Below are 21,373 nucleotides of genomic sequence, written 5' to 3'. Positions count from 1 at the left end.
TCAGCCCTTCACGGCGCCGGTGAGACCGCCGACGATCCGCTTCTCGAAGACCGAGAAGAAGACCAACGCGGGCAGCATCGCGAGCGAGGTGAACGCGAGGACTTTCGCGGTGTCCGTGGAGTATTGCGAGGAGAACGCCTGGACCCCGAGCGGCAGGGTGAAGTTCGCTTGCGAGTTGAGGATGTACAGGGGCAGGACGTAGTTGTTCCAGCTGCCGATGAAAGCGAGGATGCCCACCGTCACCACACCGGGCAGCGACAGCGGTACCACCATGCGGACGAAGAACCCGAGCCGGCTGGCTCCGTCTATCGCGGCGGCCTCTTCGATCTCGTTCGGAATGGCCCTGAGGAACGGCACCAGGATGATGACGGTCGTCGGCAGGCCGAAGGCGATCTGCGGGACGATCACGCCGAACAGGCTGTCGACGAGCTTGAGGTCCTTGATGACGATGTACAGCGGGGTGATCGCGATGACCATGGGGAACATCAGTCCGGCCGCGAAGAGGGAATACATCGCCCCTTTGAGCTTGAAGTCGTAGCGCGCGATGACGAAACTCACCATCAGGCCGAGAACGACGATCCCGATCGTGCTGGCGAGAGCCACGATGACGGAGTTGGCGAACTCGCCCCAAAAGGTGTTCGACTTCAGCACGTTGATGTAGTTGTCGACGACCCAGGGGTGCGGCAGCCCGGCCGGGCTCGTGGTGATCTGCGAGTTGGTGCGGAATCCGCCGACCACGATATAGAGCACCGGGGCGATGCAGACCCCGATGAAGAGCAGCGCGACGAAGTAGGTGAAGGGATTACCCCACTTCTGCGGCCGGTCCCGGGTGTCGCGGCGGCCGGCAGGCGTGTTCGGCTCCGTGGCGGAGGAGAACCAGGATCTCGCGGTCGTCGCGCTCATCAGACGACTCCTTCCGTGACGGCTCCGCGGAGATCACGGCGGAGGACGAAACGCTGGTAGATCAGCGCGACGATGAGCGATATCAGGAACATCACGACCGCGATGGCACTGCCGTATCCGTAGTTGCCGGCGTTCCGGCCCTGGGCGAGCATGTAGATCGCCATGGTCGAGGTGCCCGCCGTGCCCGAGACGTACTGCCCCCAGATGATGTAGACGAGGTCGAAGAGCTGCAGCGAGCCGATGATCGACAGGAACGCCCAGATGCGGATCGTCGGCCCCAGCAGCGGCAGCGTGATGCGGCGCTGTATCTGCCAGTAGGAGGCGCCGTCGATCTGGGCGGCCTCGAAGAGCTCCTCGGGGATCGACTGCAGGCCGGCCAGCATCAGAATCACCGCGAAGCCGATGTACTTCCACGAGATGATGCCCATCAGCGTCCAGATGGCCAACTTCGGGTTGGAGAGCCAGTCGGCCTGCAGCGAGCCGAGGCCGATGTGTCGCAGCAGGTCGTTGACGGCGCCGTCGCTCTGGAGCATCAGGCTCCAGCCGGTGCCGACGATGACTTCGGAGATGATGTACGGCACGAAGATCAGCACCCGGATGACCGAGCGGCCGCGGATCTTCTGGTTGAGCAGGAGCGCGAGCACGATTGCCAGCGGGCCCTGGATGACCAGTGAGAGCCCCATGATCAGGAAGCTGTGCTTGAGAACCTGCTGGAACGCCGGGTCGGTGAGGATCAGCTTGTAGTTGTTCAGGCCGACCCAGTCGGTGGGAGCCCCGTAGCCGTGCCAGCGGTAGAAGCCGTAGTACGCGGCGAGCGCGACCGGGAAGATCACGAACGCCAGGAACATGATGATCGCCGGTCCGGAGAGGAGCGCGATCTCGAGTCGCATCTTGGCACGGCCACGGCGGCGTGAAGCCGGACGCGGACGAGTCGGGGATCCGGACGTGGCCGCACCCCCGACTCGAGACGTGCCCTGCGACCGGTGGCCGGTGGCCGTGTCAGTGCCCAGGGTGTCGCTCATCGTCTGCTTGCTCATCCCCTCTCGGCGGCAGAGTTGGTGTCCTTGACGATGTCGGCGGCGGTGCCCTTGCCGGCCAGCAGGTTCACGACGGCGGTGTTCATGGCGTTGCCGACGTTCTGGCCGTACTCGGTGTCGAGGAACTGCATGGAGTAGGCGGCCTTGTTGAAGGCCTGCAGCGCCGAGATGTTGTAGGGCTCGGTGACGACGCTCTGGGCTTCCTTGTTCACCGGGATCGTGACGAAGGCCTTGGCGTAGGCCACCTGCTGGTCCTTGGTCAGGAGGAACTCGAGGAAGCCCAGGGCCTCCTTCGGCGCCTTCTTGGACAGCGAGTACCCGCCGCTGCCGCCCATGATGGCGCTCGGGTCACCCTGGCCGCCGGCCACGCCGGGGAAGGGGAACCAGCCCAGGTCGGGCAGCGGCTTCTGGTCCTTGGTCAGGCCGGCGATCACCCCGGGATCCCAGTTGCCCATGAGCTCCATGGCCGCCTTGTGGTTCGCGAGCATGCCCGCCGACGAGCCTGCGCCCTGCTGCGACGAGGCGGTCAGGAAGCCCTTCTGGAAGGGGTTGACCTTCAGGAACGACGCGAGGTCGTCGCCGGCCTTGGTCCAGCACGGATCGTCGAACTTGAGCGACTTGCCGACCTTCGTCATGGTGTCCTGGCTGCACTCGCGAAGGGCGAAGTTGTAGTACCAGTGGGCGGCCGGCCAGGCGTCCTTGGCACCGACCGCGATCGGCGCGACGTTGGCCGCCTTCAGTTTCGCGACGCCGGCCTCAAGCTCGTCCATCGTCGTCGGCGCGGAGCTGATTCCGGCCTGCCGGAAGAGGTCCTTGCTGTAGTAGATGCCTTCCGGCGCCGTGTCGAGCGGCACCGCGTAGATCTTGCCGTCGATCGAGTCGCCCGCGATGGCTGCCGGGCCCGCGTTCGTCTTGTCGGCGGCGGTCAGGTCCAGCGCCTGGATCTGACCGGCGTCGACCATGGCCTGCATCTTGCCGCCACCGCGCTGCAGGAAGACGTCGGGTGCGGAGTTCGAGTTGAGCGCGGTCTGCAGCTTGCCGTCGAAGTCCTCGTTCTGGACCGTCTGCAACGTGACCGTGACGTTCGGGTGCAGCGTATGGTAGGCCTTGGCGGCGTCCACGAAGAACTGCTTGCCCGGCCCGGTCGTCGAGTTCTCCCAGAGGGTCACCGTGACCTTGCCGCCGCCGGACGAGCCGGTGTTGCCGCTGTCATCGTCGCTGCCGCCGGCGCACCCGGTGGCAGCGAGTGCGATACCCAAGCCGATCGCGACAGCCGTCGCGCTGCGTGTCTTCCTCGTCATCGTGGAAACTCCCTGATCTGTCGTCATTGACACAAATGGGGCGAATAGTCTGCGCAAGATGGTGGTCCGGGCTGGTGTGAAAAGGTCTCGTCGGCATGCCGACCCGGTGTTCAGGCGGCAGGCCGGCCGGTGGCAACGGGGAACGTCGGGCACGTGCACGACGTCGTGCGGTCAGCCCCTGCTTCTTCGGCTCCGGGTGTCTCATGGCCCTGCCGCCCCCTCGATTCGTGGCGCGCGTCGGCGCCGAGGGCAGGTGCCGCAAAGGGTGACCGATCTGGTGAGCGCTAACATTCGCATTTTCGTCGGCGTGCGGAGAGTTGACGTGGCGGAGCCCGCTGCCCGTGGGTCTCGGGTCGAGTCGCCCCTCCGTTCCGGCGCGCTGCCCGTGCGGCAGATTCGCCAGGTTCCGAAACTTCCGCAAGTTGTGCGAACGTTTCGGGCACCCTAAGTCGGCGGTGGGCGGGCGTCAATACGTCTCGCAGAAGCCGGTTGGCCTGGGGCGGCCCTCAGCGACCGCACGCCAGGCCTACGGAGGACGAAGGGGGCGCCTCAAGACGGTCTTCGAAAGTTTTCGGGCGAGAGCGCCGCACGAATTCGCTGACGGCAGACGGACTTCGGGGCTGAGCCGGGACTCCGGCCCAGCCCCGAGGCCGTGTTCAGCTACGCGGACTCCACAGCTCCTGCGGGCCGGACGGCTTCGCCGGACCGGGGCGCCGGTCCCTGGGTCTGCGCCAGCCGGTAGGTACGGACCGCGTTCGTGCGCATCACCGCGTCGGCCTCGGCTGCCGACAGGTCGGCGAGCGCTTCGCGGACCAGGTCCAGCCAGGACCCGTACGAGGTGGCCTGCGTCATCACCGGCCAGTCCCCGCCGTACAGGCAACGGCCGGGGCCGAACGCTTGCAGCGCCTCGCGGAGCACCGCGAGGAAGGCTCCCGCACCGGTCCTGGGAGCCGCCTCGGTGGCCAGCCCGGAGAGCTTGCAGACGACGTTGTCCTGCCGCGCCAGCCGGTGCAGGGCCGTCCGCCACGAGGGTCCGGGCTCGGGCAGGGACGGCTTGCCCAGGTGGTCAAGGACGATGAGGGTCCGCGGGCACGCGGCCGCCAGTTCGGCCAGCTCCTCCAGTTGCCCTTGCCGCACACACGCGTCGAACGGCAGCCCGGCCTCGCCCAGCAGCCTGACCCCGGCGCGGAAGTCGGCTCCCGCGATGAAGTCCGCGCCCTCGTCCTGGATGTTGTGGCGGACTCCGACGGTGAACGGGTCGGCGGCGAACCGCCGTACGGCCTCAGGAGCGGTGAGCGGGTTGTCGAGGTCCACGTGCGCCACGGCGCCGCGGATCCACGGCCGGGTGAGGGCGAGGCCGCGCACCCACCGCACCTCGTCGGCCGCCTGCTCCGGGGTCCGTCCCGCTTCGACGAAGACCGCCTCCACCGGCTCGGAGACCTCGTCGAGGAAGTCCGAGGGGGAGAACTCCCGATCGAGGACGGGAACGTCTGACAGCCACGGGTAGTCCAGGTGGCGCGGGTTCCAGAAGTGGACGTGGCTGTCGAACACCGCTTCACGCTTCGCTGCGACGCCGTCGGAGGACTGGTAGATGCTCATGGCCGTACCTCGGAAGGCTGGTGGTCGGCGCCGCGCAGGCCGCCCGGAGCGCGTCGCTTCATGAAGTGCTCCGCTCGACCGGCCCGTCGAACGGGGAGCGGTAGGTGGGCGGTTGGGTACGCAGATCGAGCCGGAGCGTGAGGCGGACGGTACTGGAGCGCGGGAGTTCCACCCGCAGCCACGGTCCACCGACGGTCGTCGAAGCGGCCGTCACTGTCGGTGCGGTGTGTCCGTAGTCGTACAGGTCGCCGATCCAGGACGGGTCGTCGCAGACGCTGTAATCCACCGAGCGGATGGTGTGCTCGCTGAACGCACCGGCCTGGACGATCACCGATCGCGCCGATTCCGGGTCGAGGTTGACCAGGTCGACGACCGTGGCCTGCGGGTCGATGGCCGAGACCAGCGCCGCCACCCCGGCGGGCAGTCCGGGACGCCGCGCGGCGGCGTCGTGGTAGCGCACGCGTGCCTGCTGCAGCCCGCCGTTGTAGACCACTTGCGGGCCGCCCCAGGTCAGCTGGACCAGCGCCTCGGTGACCACCGGATTGGACTGCTGCCACAGATGGATGTCCGCCTCGGGCACCTCGGTGTCGCGGTACGCCTCCATCCGGGACAGCCGGTGCCGCACCTGCGCCTGGGCGGCGGCCAGGATCTTCTCCGGATAGCCCGGATCGTCCCCGGCCAGGAAGGCCAGCCAGGGCTCCTCGTGACCGGCCTCCTCCTTGCTGCGGAAGGACCGGACGGTGCGCCAGTCGTATCCCGCGGCCGCGCGCAGGCGCTCGATACGCGACAGGTCCGCGTCGGAGGCCGTGTGGTGCCACAGCGCGGTCGGGACCGCCATCAGCATGGGGTTGTAGTCGAACCAGCCCCCGTCCTCGTAGCGGAACGGCACGTGGAAGGTCGGGGTCGCGACGTCCTCCGCCAGCTGGGGTGTCCACTTGGACCGGATGCTGGAGTCGGCCTCGGTGAAGGTCATCACCTTGCCGTGCGAGATGATCTCGTCCAGCGCCGGGCGTACCAGGTCCAGGTAGGAGTCCTCGCCGGTCGCGGTGGCCCCCGCCAGGGCGGCGACGACGGCCGCGTGCCCCACGCTGTACCAGCCGTGCGGCCAGGACCAGCCGTAGTGGCCGCCGTACCAGCGGCCCTCCAGCAGACCGCCGACGGTACCGTCAGGGGCGACGTTGTCCGGCAGGATCCCCCCGTTGGCCGTGGCGCGCTCCCGCCAGGCGCCCACGTACTCGGCGATCCAGTCCGCGTACCGCTGCTCACCGGAAAGAATCCAGGCGTTCAGGACGAGCCCCGCGGCGGCGAGGTTGACGGCGGTGTCGCCGGAACCCATCCGGCGGCGCATCTCCTCGCCGAGGCGCGGATCGGCGTCGAGCGGGGGCTGCTCCGCGTCGGCGGCCAGGAGCCAGCCGAGCGGGAAGCCGTACATCCGCGCTTCGTTCGGCAGCCAGGGGTAGGCGTCGCCGTCGAAGAGACCGTCGCGTTCCGGGTCGCTGCCGTTGTGCGGCCGGCGGATGATGCGCCGGCCGGGGTCGTAGTTTCCGTGCCCGGGGTCCACGTACAGGTCGGCGAAGCGGCGCGCGCGTCCGGCCCACCGCTCGGGGGCAGCCATGCACAGGAAGTACAGCAGCAGCAGGCTCTCACCCTGGTGGAACCAGTCGTAGCCGCGTTCGTACTCGTCCTTGAGCATGCCCAGCTCGGTCAACTGGCGGGTGACGCCCTCCCAGTGCTGCTCCGACTGGGCCAGCAGATCATCGGCACCGCCCAGCAGGTACAGCTGGGGCCAGTTGAAGAAGACCTCGTAGAAGTCGTCCACGCCGTCGCGGGAGGTCAGGGCACCGGAGTAGCGCAGCCGCCCGTCGGGTCCGGTGAAGTCGCGGGCGAACCGGCGCCAGGCCCGGTCGAGCAGGTCGAACAGCTCCCGCTGGGCGGTCGCCCACCCGGGCGGTTCCAGCAGCGGCACCGAGGCCGTGATGACGGGATGCATCGGGAGGAGCTCCATTCGCGTTCGGGCACGGCCGCGTTCGGGGCACGGCGACGCGCGCGCACCGGCCCGGCCGGGCCGATGCGCCGCGTGTCGTGCGGAGCGGCCGGACGGTCAGCTCTTGGTCGCGCCGGCGAGCATGCCGGCGACCAGGAACCGTTGGGAGAACAGGAAGACGATCAGAACGGGGACGATCGCCAGCAAGGTGGCCAGGGCCAGTTCGGGGCGCTCGACCTGAAGGGTGCTCGCCGTCGGGTTGAACTGCGGGACGGAGTCCAGCAGCGTCCCCAGGCCGACCTGGACCGGCAACTGGTCGCTCTGCGGCAGCATGACGTACGGCAGGTAGTAGTTGGTCCAGTTGGCGACGAAGCTGAAGAAGCCGACCAGGGCGACGACGGGCGCCGCCAGCGGCAGCGCCACCCTGCGGAACGCGCCCAGTTCCGAGCAGCCGTCCAGCCGGGCGGCGTCCAGCAGCTCCCGTGGCATCGCGGTACTGAAGTAGATGTAGGTCAGGTACACCCCGAACGGGTAGAACGCGTACGGCAGGATGATCGACCACATCGAGCCGATCAGGTGAACCGCGTTGACTTCGAGGAAGAGCGGCACGACGAGGGTGGCGTTCGGCATCAGCATCACCACCAGGGTGGCGACCAGCAGGGCGCGACGGCCCCGGAACTCCGTCATCGCCATCGCGTAGCCGGCCGGCACCGCCACGCACAGGGTGATCACCAGTGCCAGGGAGGAGTAGAGCGCCGAGTTCCGCAGCCACATGAAGATCGCGTCGCCCTGGTAGGCGGTCAGGGCGTTCCAGTTGGCGCGCAGCGCGTGGAGCGAACCGAACGACAGCGGATTGTTGTGCACCAGCTGGTCGTCGGTCTTGGTGGCCGCCAGCAGCAGCCAGAGCACCGGCAGTACGAAGAAGACCACGAACAGCAGGAGCACCAGCGCCGGCAGCGGGTTGACGCGGCCCCGGGCGGGCCGGCCGGGACCGGCTCCCGCCGCCCGGCTCGCCTGCGCCCACCTGCCGGACGAGCGTGCGACCGCGGGCCGCCGGATGTCAGTCTGCATCGAAGAACCCCGATCTGGCCACGAAGACCCCTGCGACGACCAGTCCGACCAGCAGCAGTTCCACGGACACGGCGGCCGCGGTGTTGACGTCGTTGTTCTGGAACGCGAAGTCGTACGCGAGCTGGTTGAGCGAGTAGTCCCGGCCGGCGACCCCGACGCTCGCCTGCGACAGCAGCTGCGGCTCGACGAACAGCTGAGTGCCGCCGGCGAAGGCGAGGATGAGCATGTAGACGATCCACTTGCGCAGCAGCGGGATCTGGATCCGCCAGGCCGTCTGCCAGGCGCCGGCCCCGTCGATCCGCGCGGCTTCCAGCACGTCCTGCGAGATGTTGTTCAGCGCCCCGTACATCACCACGATCCAGCCGCCCGCCCCGGTCCAGAAGGCGATGAGGGTGAACAGGATCGGCAGGTGCCCGGGAGCGATGACCTCGCCGAAGGTGTGGTAGCCGAATGCCCGCAGGAGGAAGGCGACCGGGCTGACCGTCGGGTCGAGCACGAACAGCCACACCATGACGCTGGCCGCCCCGGCCAGCGCGCCGGGAACGTAGTACAGGAAGCGCAGCGCCCTGCTCACGCCCCGCGACGCCAGGCGGTGCAGCAGGAGCGCCAGCCCGACGACGAGGACGACCAGCGACACCAGCCACCACAGCAGGTAGAGGGCCACATGCTCGACGGCGGGGGTGAAGCGGAAGTCGCTGACGGCGGTGGAGAAGTTGGACAGGCCGCTGAAGGTGCCGCCGCCGTCGGTGAAGGCGAAGTAGACCGCGTAGCCGGTCGGCACGAGCCCGAAGGCGATCAGCAGGACCGTGTAGGCGGCGACGAAGCCGTATCCGGCCCGGCCGGACCACAGCGTGCGGGTGCTCCGCGCCGTGGCCCGGCCTGCGTCGGCGGGCTTCGCCGTCACTGCGTCACCTTGTAGCCGGCGGCGCGGGCGTAGTTGGCGATCGCGCTCTGCCAGGCCGGCAGCAGGGAGGCGATCGTCTTTCCCGCGGTCAGCTTGGGAGTCACCGTGGCGGCCCAGACGGCCTCCTGGCTGAACTGGCCGTAGCCCCAGCCGGGCCAGACCTCGTTCGCCGCGGCCTGCATGGGTGAGGAGATGTCGCCGGCGAAGAAGTCGGAGGCGGCCTGTTTGGCCAGCCAGCTCTTCGCCGCCGAGGTGTAGGCCGGATAGCCGGGCGCGAGCTTGGCCTGGTAGTCGTCCGAGGTGGTCACCCAGGTGAGAAAGGCGGTCGCGGCCTTGAGGTTGGCGCTGTGGGCCGACAGCAGCCAGGTCCCGCCGCCCACGTTGCCCGCGGTGCTGCCCGGGTCGGCGGACCACTTGGGCATCGGCGCGACGGCGATCTGGTGCGCCGGCGTCTTGAACGTTCCCTGGAACAGCGCACCGCCGAACCAGGAGGGGCCGGGCATCATGAGGATCTTGGCGGCCTGGTTCTTGTCGAAGTCGGAGCTGAAGACGCTGCTCATGGACATCGTCTTGTTCTTGATCAGCGTGTCGAGCAACGAGGCCATGCGCGTGCACTCCGCGCTGGTGGTGTTGACCGTCACTGCCTTGGGCCCGGTGATCTGGTTGGCCCCGCACTTGCTCGGCCACATGTAGAGCTCGGGCGCCCAGGTGTCGCCGCCCGATCCGACCAGGTAGCCGGGATGTTCGGTGGCCACCTTCTGCCCGAGGGCCTGGTACTGCTCCCAGGTCTGCGGGACCTGGTAGCCCCACTGCTTCATCAGCGGTGCGTTGTACCACAGCACGGTCTGGGCGAGATCGTTGCGCAGGCAGTACAGGGTGCCGTTGACCGTGCAGGGGGTGTTGGCGCCCTTGGCCCAGCCCGACAGCGTCGACTCCGGTATGAGGCCCTTGTTCAGCGGGGCGGTGAATCCGGCGTCGACCGCCCAGGTGGTCTCGTTGTTCTGGGAGCTGAACACCACATCCGGCCAGCCCTTGCGGGTGCGGTCGAACAGGCTGACCTTCGTGCGGAGGTAGTTGGAGCCGTTCGCGTCGCCGTCGTAGCTGACGATGTTCATTTTCACGTCGGGGTGCTGCTTCTGGTAGAGCTTGGCGGCATCCATGCGAGAGGCGTCCACCCACACGGTCAGGGCGCCGCCTGTCTGCTTGACCGGGTGGAAGTCACCGTGGGAGCCGTTGCCACCGCTGCCGCCGCCCCCACCGCAGGCGCCCACCGTGACCAGCGCCAGTGCGCCGGCCGTGGCCAGCAGTCCGGCACGTCTGCGGGTTCCGCCGGGTGTGTGCACGCCGACCGCGCGAACCTTGGCTGTCATGAACAACTCCACTACGTTGTGGGACCCAACCGGGACGAAGCCGTCCTGGCCTGACGTTCCAGGCGAAGCGGCATGAGGCTTTGATCACACATAACAAGCTCCCGGCGGGGGTCCAGTCAACAGGATGAGCAGGTTTATTTTCATGATCTTTTGCCATCAGGGGTGCACAGTCGGGAACTTATGCACCATATTGCCGGATATGACGGGAGTGGCGGCGTCGAATAAGTCGTACACATATCGGAGTCCTGGAGGGTCGATGTAAGCTGCGGCTTGACATCGGACCGGTCGTGTCCCACGCGCGGCCGGTGACAGGAGATGAAGGAGGCGGGTCATTGGACGGCAGCCCCGTAGGTGCGGCGCCCGGCAGTTCCGCCGCTGCGCCGTCAGCCGAGCAGGAGGCGGCGGCCTACCGACCCGGCTATGAGCGCGTGGCCGAGGAGATCCTGCGGCTCATCGCGGAGTTGCAGCTTCAGCCGGGTGACCGGATGCCCACCGAGAACCAGTTGGCATCGCGGCTGGGGACCAGCCGGACCGTGGTGCGCGAGGCAGTCAAGATCCTTTCGGCCATCGGGCGGATCCGCGCCCAGAAGGGCCGTGGCCTGTTCGTGGCGAACGACCAGGGCATGCTGGGCTCTTCGCTCTGGGGCAGCTTCTTCCTCCCCACCGATCTCGAGCACGTCTACCGGCTGTTCGAGTTCCGCCGGGTGCAGGAGGCCGCCGCCAGCCGGCTGGCGGCGACCCGCGCGACACCGGCGGATCTGCGCGCGATCGAGAAGGCGGCCGAGACCTGCCGGGAAGGCCATCTGACCGGTCGGCGCGAGTTGTTCGACCGCGGGGACGACGACTTCCACCTCTACGTCGCCAAGGCGTCCCAGAATCCGTTCCTGGTGGACGCGGTCCGCGAGGCGCGGCGTCTCCAACGCCAGTCCAGCATCATCGGGTTGCACGGGACCGTCGGCGGGCACGCAGAGGAGGCCGTGGCGGAACACGCCGCGATCTACAGCGCGATCAGGGGCGGCGATCCCGAGGCGGCGGCGCAGGCGGCCACCGTCCACCTGGACCAGACCCTGGAGGACTACCGGCGCGAGATCCAGCGCCGCGTGTTCGGCTGAGCCGCCTGCCGGCCCACCCCCGGCACCCACGTCAAGGGCGACCCGCGGCGGCCTGCCGCCGCCCCGCCCGGGGTGTCCGGAACGAGGCGGCGGCCTGCCGTACGGTTCAGCGGCGCCAAGTCCGCTGGGACAGCACCGTGGTGCGGGTCATCCGAGCTTCCACTGCTGGTTGCTCTGCCCGTTGCAGGTCCACAGCTCGACCAGCGCGCCGTTGGCGGTGGAGGCTCCGCTCACGTCCAGGCACAGTCCGGACTGGACCCCGGTGACGGTGCCGTTGGCGTTGAGGGTCCACTGCTGGTTGCTCTGGCCGTTGCAGGTCCAGATGCCGACCTTCGTACCCGCGGTGGTGCCCTGGCCGCTTGCGTCCAGGCACATCTGGCCGGTGCCGCTGTAGACCGTCAACTGCCCGGATGAGGTGCGGGTGAAGGCCTGGTTGGCCGCCCCGGAGCAGTCCCAGATCTGCGTCTGGGTGCCCGGCGTGGTCGAGGAGTTCGGCACGTCGAGGCACTTGCCGGCACCCACCGCGTGCAGCCCGCCGCCGCCACTGCTGCTGCCGGTCACCCCGGCCTGAGCGATGACCTGCTGCGCTCCTGACGGCCAACTGTTCCCACTGACCTGGACGTTGCCGCTCAGGACGTTGTTGTGGGGTGACCCGGTCGCGACGTTGGTGGAACCGGAGTTGTACCAGTTGGTGGAGAAGGTGCTGTCGTTGGTGTTGTTCGAGCCGCTGGCGTTGGTGAAGGCCCACACACCGCTGTCCTGGACGACGTTGTTGCTGAGCGTCAGATAGCGCGAACCCTCGTCGAGGTAGAGGCCGACCGTGTGCTGGTTGTCGTAGATGTAGTTGTGGTCGATGCTGCCGCCGGGGTTGGCCGACAGGTTGTAGATGCTCCCGCCGTCGTGGAAGACCTTCTTGGTGCCGTGGACGAGGTTGTAGCTGACGACCGTGTTCTTCAGCGTCGTCGCGGTGGTGTAGACGGGCTGGTAGTTGTAGAGACCGCGGTTCCGGTAGTCCTGGCTGCCGCCCGGGTCGTTCGCCCCCCACCCCCAGCCGACGTCGATGCCGTCGTAGGCGAGGTTGGAGACCTCGTTGTGCGTGATGACGGCGTGCGTGACGTAGGTCGAGAGGATGCCGGCCATGTCCTTGTAGTCCTTGGCGACGCCGGTGATCCGGTTGCCCTGGATGGTGATGTCCTGGTTGGTCATGGCGGTGTTGGAGGGGTGGTGCGCGTCGGGCTGGACGCCGCCGACCACGATGCCCGAGCCGGAGTCGTCCGAGAAGGTGCTGCCGGTGACCGTGACGCCGGATGCGCCGAGGCCCACTCCGGAGCCGTGGGCGTTCGCGTCGTTGCCGATGCCGAGGCCCACCTGGCCGAGGTGCGCGAAGGTGTCACCACTGAAGGTGATACCGCGGGCGGCGGAGACCTGAACCGCCGCGGGCACCTGGTTCCAGCTGTTGCGGGCGGCCTCGAACAGCGGGCAGCCGGACTGGCAGGAGCTCAGGAAGTCCGAGGGCATCGAGAAGGACCGGGCGAGGAACCCGCCGCTCTGCTGGTCCGCGTAGCCGATGGAGCTGCTGGGCTGGAGCCAGGTCGTGTGCTCGAAGGCGATCCCCTGGACGGTGATGTCGTGGGCGGGGCTGGCGTAGCTGCCGCCGATCTGCAGCAGCGAGGTCAGCCGGGGCAGCTCTATGTCGTGGGCCGTGGGCGACCATCCCGACGGCGCCTTGTAGTAGAGCTGTCCGGCCTGCGAGTCGAGGAACCACTGGCCGGCGGTCTTGAGGAAGGAGTAGGAGTTCTCCAGTTGCAGGCTGCCGCCGGCGAAGGGCTTGGCCAGGGTGTCGTAGCCCCAGTTGTTGTTGTTCCAGGCCGGCTGCTGCATCGTGATCGTCGTGCCGCTGATGCTCTGCACAGGGGCGTATCGGTCGGTGAAGGAGTTCTGGCTCTCCAGCTCGATCCGGTTCTGCTGCGGCAGCGACGCGAGGTAGTTCAGGGCCGAGTTGACGATGGTCATCCCGCCGGTGGTGATGTTCACGTCGCTGCGGGAGATGGAGATCGCCGCCCGCGGTGCCAGGGCACCGTCCACGTACAGTTGCCGCGAGTCGGCCCCGCCGGGTACGGACGCCGCATAGATGTTGTTGGTCGCGTCCTTCACCGACCACCCCGTCACCTGCTGTCCGCCGGACAGCACCGGACTCTGGCCGGGAGCGGCCTGCCAGATCACCTGGTGGCCGTTGCTGCCCGAGTCCGCGCTGCCGAGCACGAGCGGGGAGGACATGCGGTACGTCCCGCCGGCCAGTTGCACGACGATGTCGCCGCTCATGTTCCCGTCGATCGCCTCGACCGAGGACTTCGCCTGGGTGACCGAGCAGGGGGCCGAGGCCGAACACGAGGTGCCGCTGCCGGTGGGCGAGACGTACAGCGTCGTCATGGTGGCCGCGTGCCCGCTCACGGCCGGTGCGGCGAGGACCGCGCCGGCGGCGAGGGCCGTGACGAGAGCCGCTCTCGGTGGGCGGCTGCGGTCAGGACGGCTGCGACGGGGGAAACTCATGGGCTGCTCGCTTTCTGCGTCGAGAGGGGAGAGAGAACGGCACCGCGGTTGCTCCGCGGTGCCGTACTCGGATCAGGTCGTGGTGCCGCGGTTGTGTTCGGCCCTGCGGATGGCGTGCGTGCGATCCGCGCGTGGCGGGGTCAGCTCCTGCTCCACTTCTGGTTGGTTGCGCCCGTGCAGGTCCACAACTGGACGAGGGTCCCGTTGGCGGTGCCGTAGGCACTGACGTCGAGGCACAGGCCGGACTGGGCGTTGGTGATGGTGCCGTCGGAGTTGACGTTCCATTTCTGGTTCGTTCCGCCGTTGCAGTCCCAGATGATCGCCCGGGTACCGTTCGCCGTACCGCTCGCCTCCGCGTCCAGGCACTTGCCGCTGTAGACGCGCAGTTCCTTCGCGCTGGTGGCGGTCCACTGCTGGTTGGCGCCGCCGTTGCAGTCCCACAGCTCGGTCTGGGTGCCGTTGGTCTGGCTGGAGTTGGGGACGTCCAGGCACCTGCCGGCCGCCACGGCGTGCAGCGCGCCGCTGGTGCCCGTACCACCGGAGGAGGTGCCGTAGCCGGCGGTGGTGATGCTCGACTGGACGGCGTTCTCGGTGGTGTCACTGGGGAAGCCGGCGGTGATGGCGCCCTCGAAGAACTCGCCCTGGCCGGTCGGGCTGTTGTCGCCGCCGGTGCCCAGCAGGATCGAGCTGTCGGTCTTCATGGGCGAGTAGCCGTTCGGCAGGGCGCCCGAATACGTGGTGGTCAGCCCTCCCGTGGCGGCGTTGCCGTATTTGAGGGTGAAGTTGCTGGTGCCGTTGTTCTTCTCCCAGGCACTGACGAACGGGTAGTGGACGCCCTGGTTGTTCGCGTCGTGGTTGGAACCCGATCCGGTGTGGAACATGCCGTTCTCCAGGTCGGCCTCGACCCAGGGGCCGCTGCCGGTGCAGCCGCCGAACCAGCAGGCGTTGCCCCAGTAGATGGAGTTCATGGTGGCGTTGCCGGTGTCGGTGTGGGAGTTCTCCCCGCTGCCGTAGTCGAAGCAGCACCACTGGTTGGTGTAGTTCGACGAGGTGACCATGTAGATGCCCTCGGGCTGGGAGCCGGTGGGGGCGCCGTTGGCGTGGTCGAGCCGGTAGCCGGTGCCGGGAGTGACCTTGACGCCGAAGACCTGGTGGCCTGCTGCCGTCACGGGCAGGGCCATGGCATCGGCCCCCACATCGGCACCGTTGGCGCCCGGCCCCTTCCAGTAGCCGCCCCAGGAGATCGGCATGTCGTTGTGCTTGCTGCTCTGGTCGTAGATCTTGGTGATGGTGCACGAGGTGCCGGAGCAGAACGAGACCTGGGATGCCCCGTCCGCGTACCCGCCTGCGGACAGCAGCCCGATGTCGCGATAGCTGTGGTCCGACGCGCGCTGGATCTGGTAGAGCGGTCCGTTGTACGAGATGAACAGAGCGCGGGTCGTGGAGTGCGCGGCGATGCACGGCGTACCGCCGGCGGCGTACAGGTCACACGGAAGCGACGACGCGGCGGCGGCCGCCGGAGCGGCCTGATGGGTGACGGTCGTGCCCGCGGCGGGCCCGCTGGCGTCGGCCCGCCCTCCGAAGACGGCTGCGGCCACGGCCAGGGCGAGCACCAGCAGGAGGACCGCGAGCGGTCTGCCGCGGCGTAGCCCGGTGGGTGGGGGGAACGTGACGGACATGGATCTTCCTTTCGGGAGAACGGGCTGCTGAGACGGGTGATGGCGGACGGGGCGACGAGCCCCGCCAAGCCGACCCTGACGCCGCAATAGGATTTATCTCGCGCCGGGCCGGTCACCATGGATCAGTCTCTTGGGACGTCGCGATGCCCCAGCATGCAGTGGCTGCGGTGGATTGCCGGGTGCGGACGCGCTCCGCCCGTTGTGGGCGGAAAAGCCCAGCGACCGGGAGGGCCGGAGATCCGGCCAGGTCAGACCGATTCCTCTGATCATGGAACAGCTCCTGGGGGGATGTGAGCGCTCACAATCAAGCTGCGGGGTACAGAGGTGGGATCCACGAGGGAACGGGCGGACGAGCGCCGAAATGAGACTGACATATTCCGGGGCTGAACCTCAAGGGGCGTGCACGCCGGGCTTCCCCTTCCGGGGCGGGTGCGCCCGTGCCGGGAGTACGCGCACCGCGAGAAGGCCGATCGCGATCGGTACCCGCCCCCGCGCACGGTTCACCGGTCCGCCTGCGGACCGCAGTCGGCCGTCTGCCGCTTCACCACGGGCAGGTGGCTGCGGTACGGTCAGAGGCGCGGGCAGGGCAATCCTTTGTTCAGGTCGGACAACATCTTGACTGGCGCCTCTGTGAGCGCTAACACTTAGCGCCATCACGGATAGGAGAGTCATGTCGGATACTGCGGAGACCCCGCCACGGGAGCCCCGCCGCCGTGCTCCCACCATGGCGGATGTCGCCCAGGTGGCAGGGGTGTCGCATCAGACCGTCTCGCGGGTGCTGAGCAACCACCCGAACGTGCGCGATTCGACGCGGGCGGAGGTGCAGCGGGCGATCGAGCAGCTGGGGTACCGGCGTAATTCGTCGGCCAGGGCGCTGGTGACCCGGCGCACCCTGACGCTGGGGGTCGTGGCCTGCAATCCGACCCTGTTCGGTCCGGCCAGCACGCTGTTCGGGCTGGAGGAGGCCGCCCGCGACGAGGGCTTCATGGTTTCCGCGGTCACCCTGCGCCGGTATACGGCGAAGGCGCTGGAGGAGGCCATCGACCACCTCAGCGACTGGGGGGTCGAGGGCATCGTGGTGATAGTCCCGCACCGGGAGGCTGTGGCGGCACTGGCGGAGCTGCGGCTGCCCTTCCCGGTCGTCACCGTCGAGGGCGGCCACTCGCTGCCGATAGCCGGTGTGTCGGTCGACCAGGAGCTGGGCGCGCGGCTGGTGACCAGCCATCTGCTGGGGGCCGGCCACCGTACGGTGTGGCATGTCTCCGGGCCGCCGGACTGGCTGGAGGCCGAGGCGCGGGTCAGGGGCTGGCGCAGCACCCTGGAGGAGGCCGGCGCCGAGGTGCCGGAGCCGCTGGTGGGGGACTGGACGCCGCTGTCCGGCTACCGGGCGGGCCAGGAGCTGGCCGGCCGGGTCGCGGCGGGCTCGGCCCGCAGGACGTCCGCCGGTGTGACAGCGGTCTTCGTGGCCAACGACCAGATGGCGCTCGGCCTGATGCGGGCGTTCCGCGAGACCGGTCTGTCGGTGCCGGGCCAGGTCGCCATCGCCGGCTTCGACGACATTCCCGAGGCCGAGTTCTTCGCGCCGCCCCTGACGACCGTCCGGCAGGACTTCGCCGCGGTCGGGCAGGCCAGTATCCGCCTGCTGGTCTCCCAGCTGGAGTCCGGCTCGACCGGCCACGAGGGTGAACGCGTGGTGATCGAGCCCCGGTTGATCGTCCGGCGCAGCAGCACGTCGTCCTGACCGGCGGCCCTCCCCCCGCAACCGGCCGGGCGCCTTATCGATTCCGTTTCCTCTGGAGAGCACTTATGATCACCGATTCGCCCGCTGTGACCGTGGGCGTCGACTTCGGGACCCTGTCCGGCCGCGCGCTGGTCGTCTCCGTCGAGGACGGTGCCGAACTGGGCAGTGCGGTGCACGAGTACGCCCACGGCGTGGTCGACGGTGAGCTGCCGGGCGGCGGCGCTCTGCCGCCGGACTGGGCGTTGCAGATTCCGCAGGACTGGCGCGACGTGCTGCGGGTCGCGGTGCCGGCGGCGCTGGCCGCCGCGGGCGTACGGGCGGAGCAAGTGATCGGCGTCGCCACCGACTTCACCGCCTGCACGGTGCTGCCGGTGACGGCGGACGGTACGCCGCTGAGCGAGGTGGCGGCCTTCGCGGACCGGCCGCACGCGTATCCGAAGCTGTGGCGGCACCACGCGGCGCAGCCGGAGGCCGACGACATCGTGGCAGCGGCCGAGGCGTCGGGGCAGGGCTGGCTGGCACGCTACGGCGGGAAGATCTCCAGCGAGTGGCAGTTCGCGAAGGCGCTGCAGGTGCTGCGCGAGGACCCCGGGGTCTACGCGGCTGCCGAGCGGTGGATCGAGGCGGCCGACTGGATCGTGTGGCAGCTGACGGGGGCGGAGAACCGCAACCTGTGCACCGCCGGCTACAAGGGCATCCACCAGGACGGCGCCTACCCGGACGCGGAGTTCCTGGCCTCGCTGCATCAGGACTTCGCCGGCTTCACCGCGAAGCTGGAGCACCCGCTGTCCCAACTGGGCTCGCCCGCAGGGAAGCTGACCGCGCAGGCGGCCGCGCTGACCGGGCTGCCCGAGGGCACCGTCGTCGCGGTGGGCAACGTGGACGCGCACGTCACCAGCGCGGCGGCCCGGGCGCTGGAGCCCGGCCACATGCTGGCGATCATGGGCACCTCGACCTGCCACATCATGAACTCCGACGTGCCGGCCGAGGTGCCGGGCATGTGCGGGGTGGTGCGGGACGGCGTCGTACCGGGGCTGTGGGGCTACGAGGCCGGGCAGAGCGGGGTGGGCGACATCCTGGCGTGGGCGGTGCGCACGGTGGTGCCGCAGGAGTACGCGGCCGAGGCGGCGCGGCGCGGCGTGCCGGTGCACGACCTGCTCACGGAGAAGGCCGCCGCACAACCGGTGGGCGGGCACGGGCTGGTGGCGCTGGACTGGCACAGCGGCAACCGCTCGGTCCTGGTCGACCACCATCTGTCAGGCCTCATCGTGGGGTTGACGCTGGACACCCGTCCCGAGGACATCTACCGGGCCCTGGTGGAGGCCACCGCGTTCGGCACCCGCACGATCATCGAGGCTTTCACGGCGGCCGGGGTGCCGGTCGGCGAATTCACCGCGGCCGGCGGGCTGTTGAAGAACACCTTCCTGATGCAGACCTACAGCGACGTGCTGGGCCGTCCGATCAACGTGCTGGCCTCGGAGCAGGGACCCGCCCTCGGGGCGGCGATCCACGCGGCGGTCGCCGCGGGGGCGTATCCGGACATCCGCAGCGCGTCGGCGGTGATGGGCCGGATCGAGCGGGCCGCGTACACCCCCGATCCGGCACGGGCGGCGGCGTACGACCTGCTCTACGCCGAATACCGCGCCCTGCACGATCACTTCGGCCGCGGCGGCAGCGACGTGATGCACCGGCTGCGGGCCATGCGCGCGACGCGGACGAGCAGTGACATTCCTTCTATGTGAGCGCTAACCTCCTCCCTGTATTCGAGGTCCCGATGCCTGAACGCCCTCCTCCGTCCCCTGTCGACGATGTTCTCGGCCGGCTGCGCCGGCAGGTCAGTGACCTGCACCAGGAGCTGGTCCGCTACGGCCTGGTGGTGTGGACGGCCGGAAACGTCTCCGCCCGGGTGCCCGGCGCCGACCTGTTCGTGATCAAACCCAGCGGTGTCGACTACGACCGCTTGTCACCCGGGAACATGATCGTGTGCGATCTGGACGGCCGGGTGGTGGACGGTGGCGGCCTCTCGCCGTCCTCCGACACGGCCGCGCACGCGTACGTGTACCGGCACATGCCGGAGGTGGGCGGGGTGGCGCACACCCACTCGACCTACGCCTGCGCCTGGGCGGCGCGGGGGGAGCCGGTGCCGTGCGTCCTGACCGCGATGGCCGACGAGTTCGGGGCGGAGATCCCGGTGGGGCCGTTCGCACTCATCGGCGACGACTCGATCGGGCGGGGCATCGTGCAGACGCTGGCAGGGCACCGCTCGCCCGCCGTGCTGATGCAGAACCACGGCGTCTTCACCGTCGGCCGGGACGCGCGGGCGGCGGTCAAGGCCGCGGTGATGTGCGAGGACGTGGCGCGAACCGTCCACGTCTCACGCCAGTTGGGTGACCTGCTGCCGATAGCCGGGCCGGACATCGACCGCCTCTACGACCGCTACCAGAACGTCTACGGCCAGCCCGCGCCCGCGTCCGTTCCCGAGCTCGGGTCCGAGTCCGCGAAGGGCGAGGCGGACGACCGTTCCGCCGTCGATCGGCCTGCTAACGACGGTCCCGTCACCGACCGAGGAGCCACCGTATGAACGCCACGCCCACCGCCGAGATCTGGTTCCTCACCGGCAGCCAGGGACTCTACGGGCCCGACACCCTCGCGCAGGTCGCCGACCAGTCACGGCGGATTGCCGACCAGCTCGCCGCGCTGCCGGGCGGCCCGGTGCGGGTGGTGTGGAAGCCGGTGCTGACGGACGCCTCGGCGATCATCGGCACGGTGCTGGCGGCGAACGCCGACGACGGATGCGTGGGGCTGATCGCCTGGATGCACACGTTCTCGCCGGCGAAGATGTGGATCGGCGGGCTGGATCTGCTGCGCAAGCCGCTGCTGCACCTGCACACCCAGGCCAACGTCGAGTTGCCGTGGGCGACGATCGACATGGACTTCATGAACCTCAACCAGGCCGCCCACGGCGACCGGGAGTTCGGTTACATCCAGTCCAGGATCGGGGTGACCCGCAAGACGGTCGCCGGGCATGTCACCGACCCGGCCGTGGGGCAGCGTATCCACACCTGGATGCGGGCCGCGCTCGGCCACGCGGCCCTGCGCAAACTCCGGTTGGCCCGCTTCGGCGACAACATGCGCGATGTCGCCGTCACCGAGGGCGACAAGGTCGAGGCGCAGCTCCGCTTCGGCGTCTCGGTCAACACCTACGGCGTCAACGACCTGGTGGAGGCCGTCGACTCGGCCGCGGACAGCGAAGTGACCGCCCTGGTCAAGGAGTACGCCGACGCCTACCGGCTTGATCCCGCGCTCGGCCCGGACGGCGTACGCCACGACTCGCTGCGCTACGCCGCGCGGATCGAACTGGGCCTGCGCGCCTTCCTCGACGGCGGCGGGTTCGGTGCGTTCACCACCAACTTCGAGGACCTTGGGGGACTTCGGCAGCTGCCGGGGCTCGCGGTGCAGCGGCTGATGGCCGACGGCTACGGCTTCGGCGGCGAGGGCGACTGGAAGACCGCGACGCTGCTGCACACGGTCAAGGCGATGGCCGCCGGGCTGCCCGGCGGCACGTCCTTCATGGAGGACTACACCTACCACCTGGCCCCGGGCAGCGAACTGATCCTGGGCGCGCACATGCTGGAGGTCTGCCCGACGATCGCGGCCGGCGTGCCCAGCTGCGAGATCCACCCGCTGGGCATCGGCAACCGGGAGGACCCCGTCCGCCTGGTCTTCGACGCCGCCCCCGGGCCCGCGGTCGTGGTGGGCCTGGCCGACATGGGGGACCGCTTCCGCCTGGTCGCGAACCAGATCGACATCGTCGAGCCGGTGGAGCCCCTCCCGGCCCTGCCGGTGGCCCGGGCGGTCTGGCGCCCCGCCCCGAACCTGCGAACCTCCACCGAGGCGTGGCTGACCGCCGGCGGCCCCCACCACACGGTGCTGTCCAGTGCGATCGGCGCGGAGGAACTCACCGACCTCGCCGACCTCCTGGGCACCGAGCTGCTGATGATCGACACCGACACCGACCTGCGCCAGTTCACCAAGGAGATCCGCTGGAACCAGGCCTACTACCGCCTCGCCCGGGGCCTGTGAGGACCGTGCAGGACCCGGTTGTCCGGACGGTCGGCGTCC

15 protein-coding genes are annotated in these 21,373 nt (G+C 69.2%); 5 read left to right on the top strand and 10 right to left on the bottom strand.

Features of this window, described 5'->3' with window-relative positions; all coding sequences use genetic code 11:
• The 8 genes from OG702_RS04775 to OG702_RS04740 form a co-directional block, all read right to left on the bottom strand.
• Complete coding sequence (locus tag OG702_RS04775; RefSeq protein WP_327287620.1) at window positions 1–903, bottom strand: carbohydrate ABC transporter permease; 903 nt, start codon at window positions 901–903, stop codon at window positions 1–3.
• Window positions 903–1,925, bottom strand: a complete 1,023-nt coding sequence (locus tag OG702_RS04770) for a carbohydrate ABC transporter permease (protein WP_442814300.1) — start codon at window positions 1,923–1,925, stop codon at window positions 903–905. Before OG702_RS04770 ends, OG702_RS04775 begins: the two co-directional genes overlap by 1 nt.
• Before the next feature lie 11 nt (window positions 1,926–1,936).
• Window positions 1,937–3,241, bottom strand: a complete 1,305-nt coding sequence (locus tag OG702_RS04765; protein WP_327287618.1) for an ABC transporter substrate-binding protein — start codon at window positions 3,239–3,241, stop codon at window positions 1,937–1,939.
• A gap of 660 nt (window positions 3,242–3,901) precedes the next feature.
• Window positions 3,902–4,840, bottom strand: a complete 939-nt coding sequence (locus OG702_RS04760; RefSeq protein ID WP_327287617.1) for an amidohydrolase family protein — start codon at window positions 4,838–4,840, stop codon at window positions 3,902–3,904.
• Between the two features lie 58 nt (window positions 4,841–4,898).
• Window positions 4,899–6,830, bottom strand: coding sequence for a hypothetical protein (locus OG702_RS04755; protein ID WP_327287616.1), 1,932 nt, complete (start codon window positions 6,828–6,830; stop codon window positions 4,899–4,901).
• Between the two features lie 111 nt (window positions 6,831–6,941).
• Entirely contained in the window at window positions 6,942–7,895 is a 954-nt protein-coding gene (locus OG702_RS04750; RefSeq protein WP_327287615.1) for a carbohydrate ABC transporter permease, read from the bottom strand.
• Entirely contained in the window at window positions 7,885–8,745 is an 861-nt protein-coding gene (locus tag OG702_RS04745; protein ID WP_327293087.1) for a carbohydrate ABC transporter permease, read from the bottom strand. The genes OG702_RS04750 and OG702_RS04745 overlap by 11 nt, the downstream gene beginning before the upstream one ends.
• Before the next feature lie 50 nt (window positions 8,746–8,795).
• Complete coding sequence (locus tag OG702_RS04740; protein WP_327287614.1) at window positions 8,796–10,169, bottom strand: ABC transporter substrate-binding protein; 1,374 nt, start codon at window positions 10,167–10,169, stop codon at window positions 8,796–8,798.
• 428 nt (window positions 10,170–10,597) lie between these two features.
• Between OG702_RS04740 and OG702_RS04735 the strand changes: the two genes are divergently transcribed.
• Complete coding sequence (locus OG702_RS04735; RefSeq protein ID WP_327293086.1) at window positions 10,598–11,281, top strand: FadR/GntR family transcriptional regulator; 684 nt, start codon at window positions 10,598–10,600, stop codon at window positions 11,279–11,281.
• A 147-nt stretch (window positions 11,282–11,428) separates the two neighbouring features.
• On the opposite strand, the gene OG702_RS04730 is transcribed toward OG702_RS04735, so the two are convergent.
• Both OG702_RS04730 and OG702_RS04725 read right to left on the bottom strand, forming a co-directional pair.
• The gene (locus OG702_RS04730) at window positions 11,429–13,831 is read right to left on the bottom strand and encodes a ricin-type beta-trefoil lectin domain protein (RefSeq protein ID WP_327287613.1); all 2,403 of its coding nucleotides are present in this window, start codon (window positions 13,829–13,831) and stop codon (window positions 11,429–11,431) included.
• Between the two features lie 140 nt (window positions 13,832–13,971).
• On the bottom strand, window positions 13,972–15,510 hold the full coding sequence (locus tag OG702_RS04725; RefSeq protein WP_327287612.1) for an arabinofuranosidase catalytic domain-containing protein: 1,539 nt from the start codon (window positions 15,508–15,510) through the stop codon (window positions 13,972–13,974).
• A gap of 670 nt (window positions 15,511–16,180) precedes the next feature.
• Between OG702_RS04725 and OG702_RS04720 the strand changes: the two genes are divergently transcribed.
• From OG702_RS04720 to araA, 4 genes are all read left to right on the top strand, one after another.
• Window positions 16,181–17,251 (top strand): LacI family DNA-binding transcriptional regulator, encoded by a 1,071-nt coding sequence (locus OG702_RS04720; protein WP_327287611.1) that lies wholly within the window; start codon window positions 16,181–16,183, stop codon window positions 17,249–17,251.
• A 65-nt stretch (window positions 17,252–17,316) separates the two neighbouring features.
• Window positions 17,317–18,993, top strand: a complete 1,677-nt coding sequence (araB, locus tag OG702_RS04715) for a ribulokinase (protein ID WP_327287610.1) — start codon at window positions 17,317–17,319, stop codon at window positions 18,991–18,993.
• Window positions 18,994–19,025: 32 nt separating this feature from the next.
• Window positions 19,026–19,832 carry an L-ribulose-5-phosphate 4-epimerase gene (locus OG702_RS04710; protein ID WP_327287609.1) on the top strand — a complete coding sequence of 269 codons (807 nt, stop codon included), beginning with the start codon at window positions 19,026–19,028 and terminating at the stop codon, window positions 19,830–19,832.
• The gene (gene araA / locus OG702_RS04705; protein ID WP_327287608.1) at window positions 19,829–21,334 is read left to right on the top strand and encodes an L-arabinose isomerase; all 1,506 of its coding nucleotides are present in this window, start codon (window positions 19,829–19,831) and stop codon (window positions 21,332–21,334) included. Before OG702_RS04710 ends, araA begins: the two co-directional genes overlap by 4 nt.
• Window positions 21,335–21,373 lie beyond the last annotated feature (39 nt).

It is taken from the genome of Streptomyces sp. NBC_01198 (assembly GCF_036010485.1).
GTDB lineage: Bacteria > Actinomycetota > Actinomycetes > Streptomycetales > Streptomycetaceae > Actinacidiphila.
Note: the sequence above shows the minus strand (reverse complement) of the source record. Positions and strands in the feature narration are given on the sequence as shown.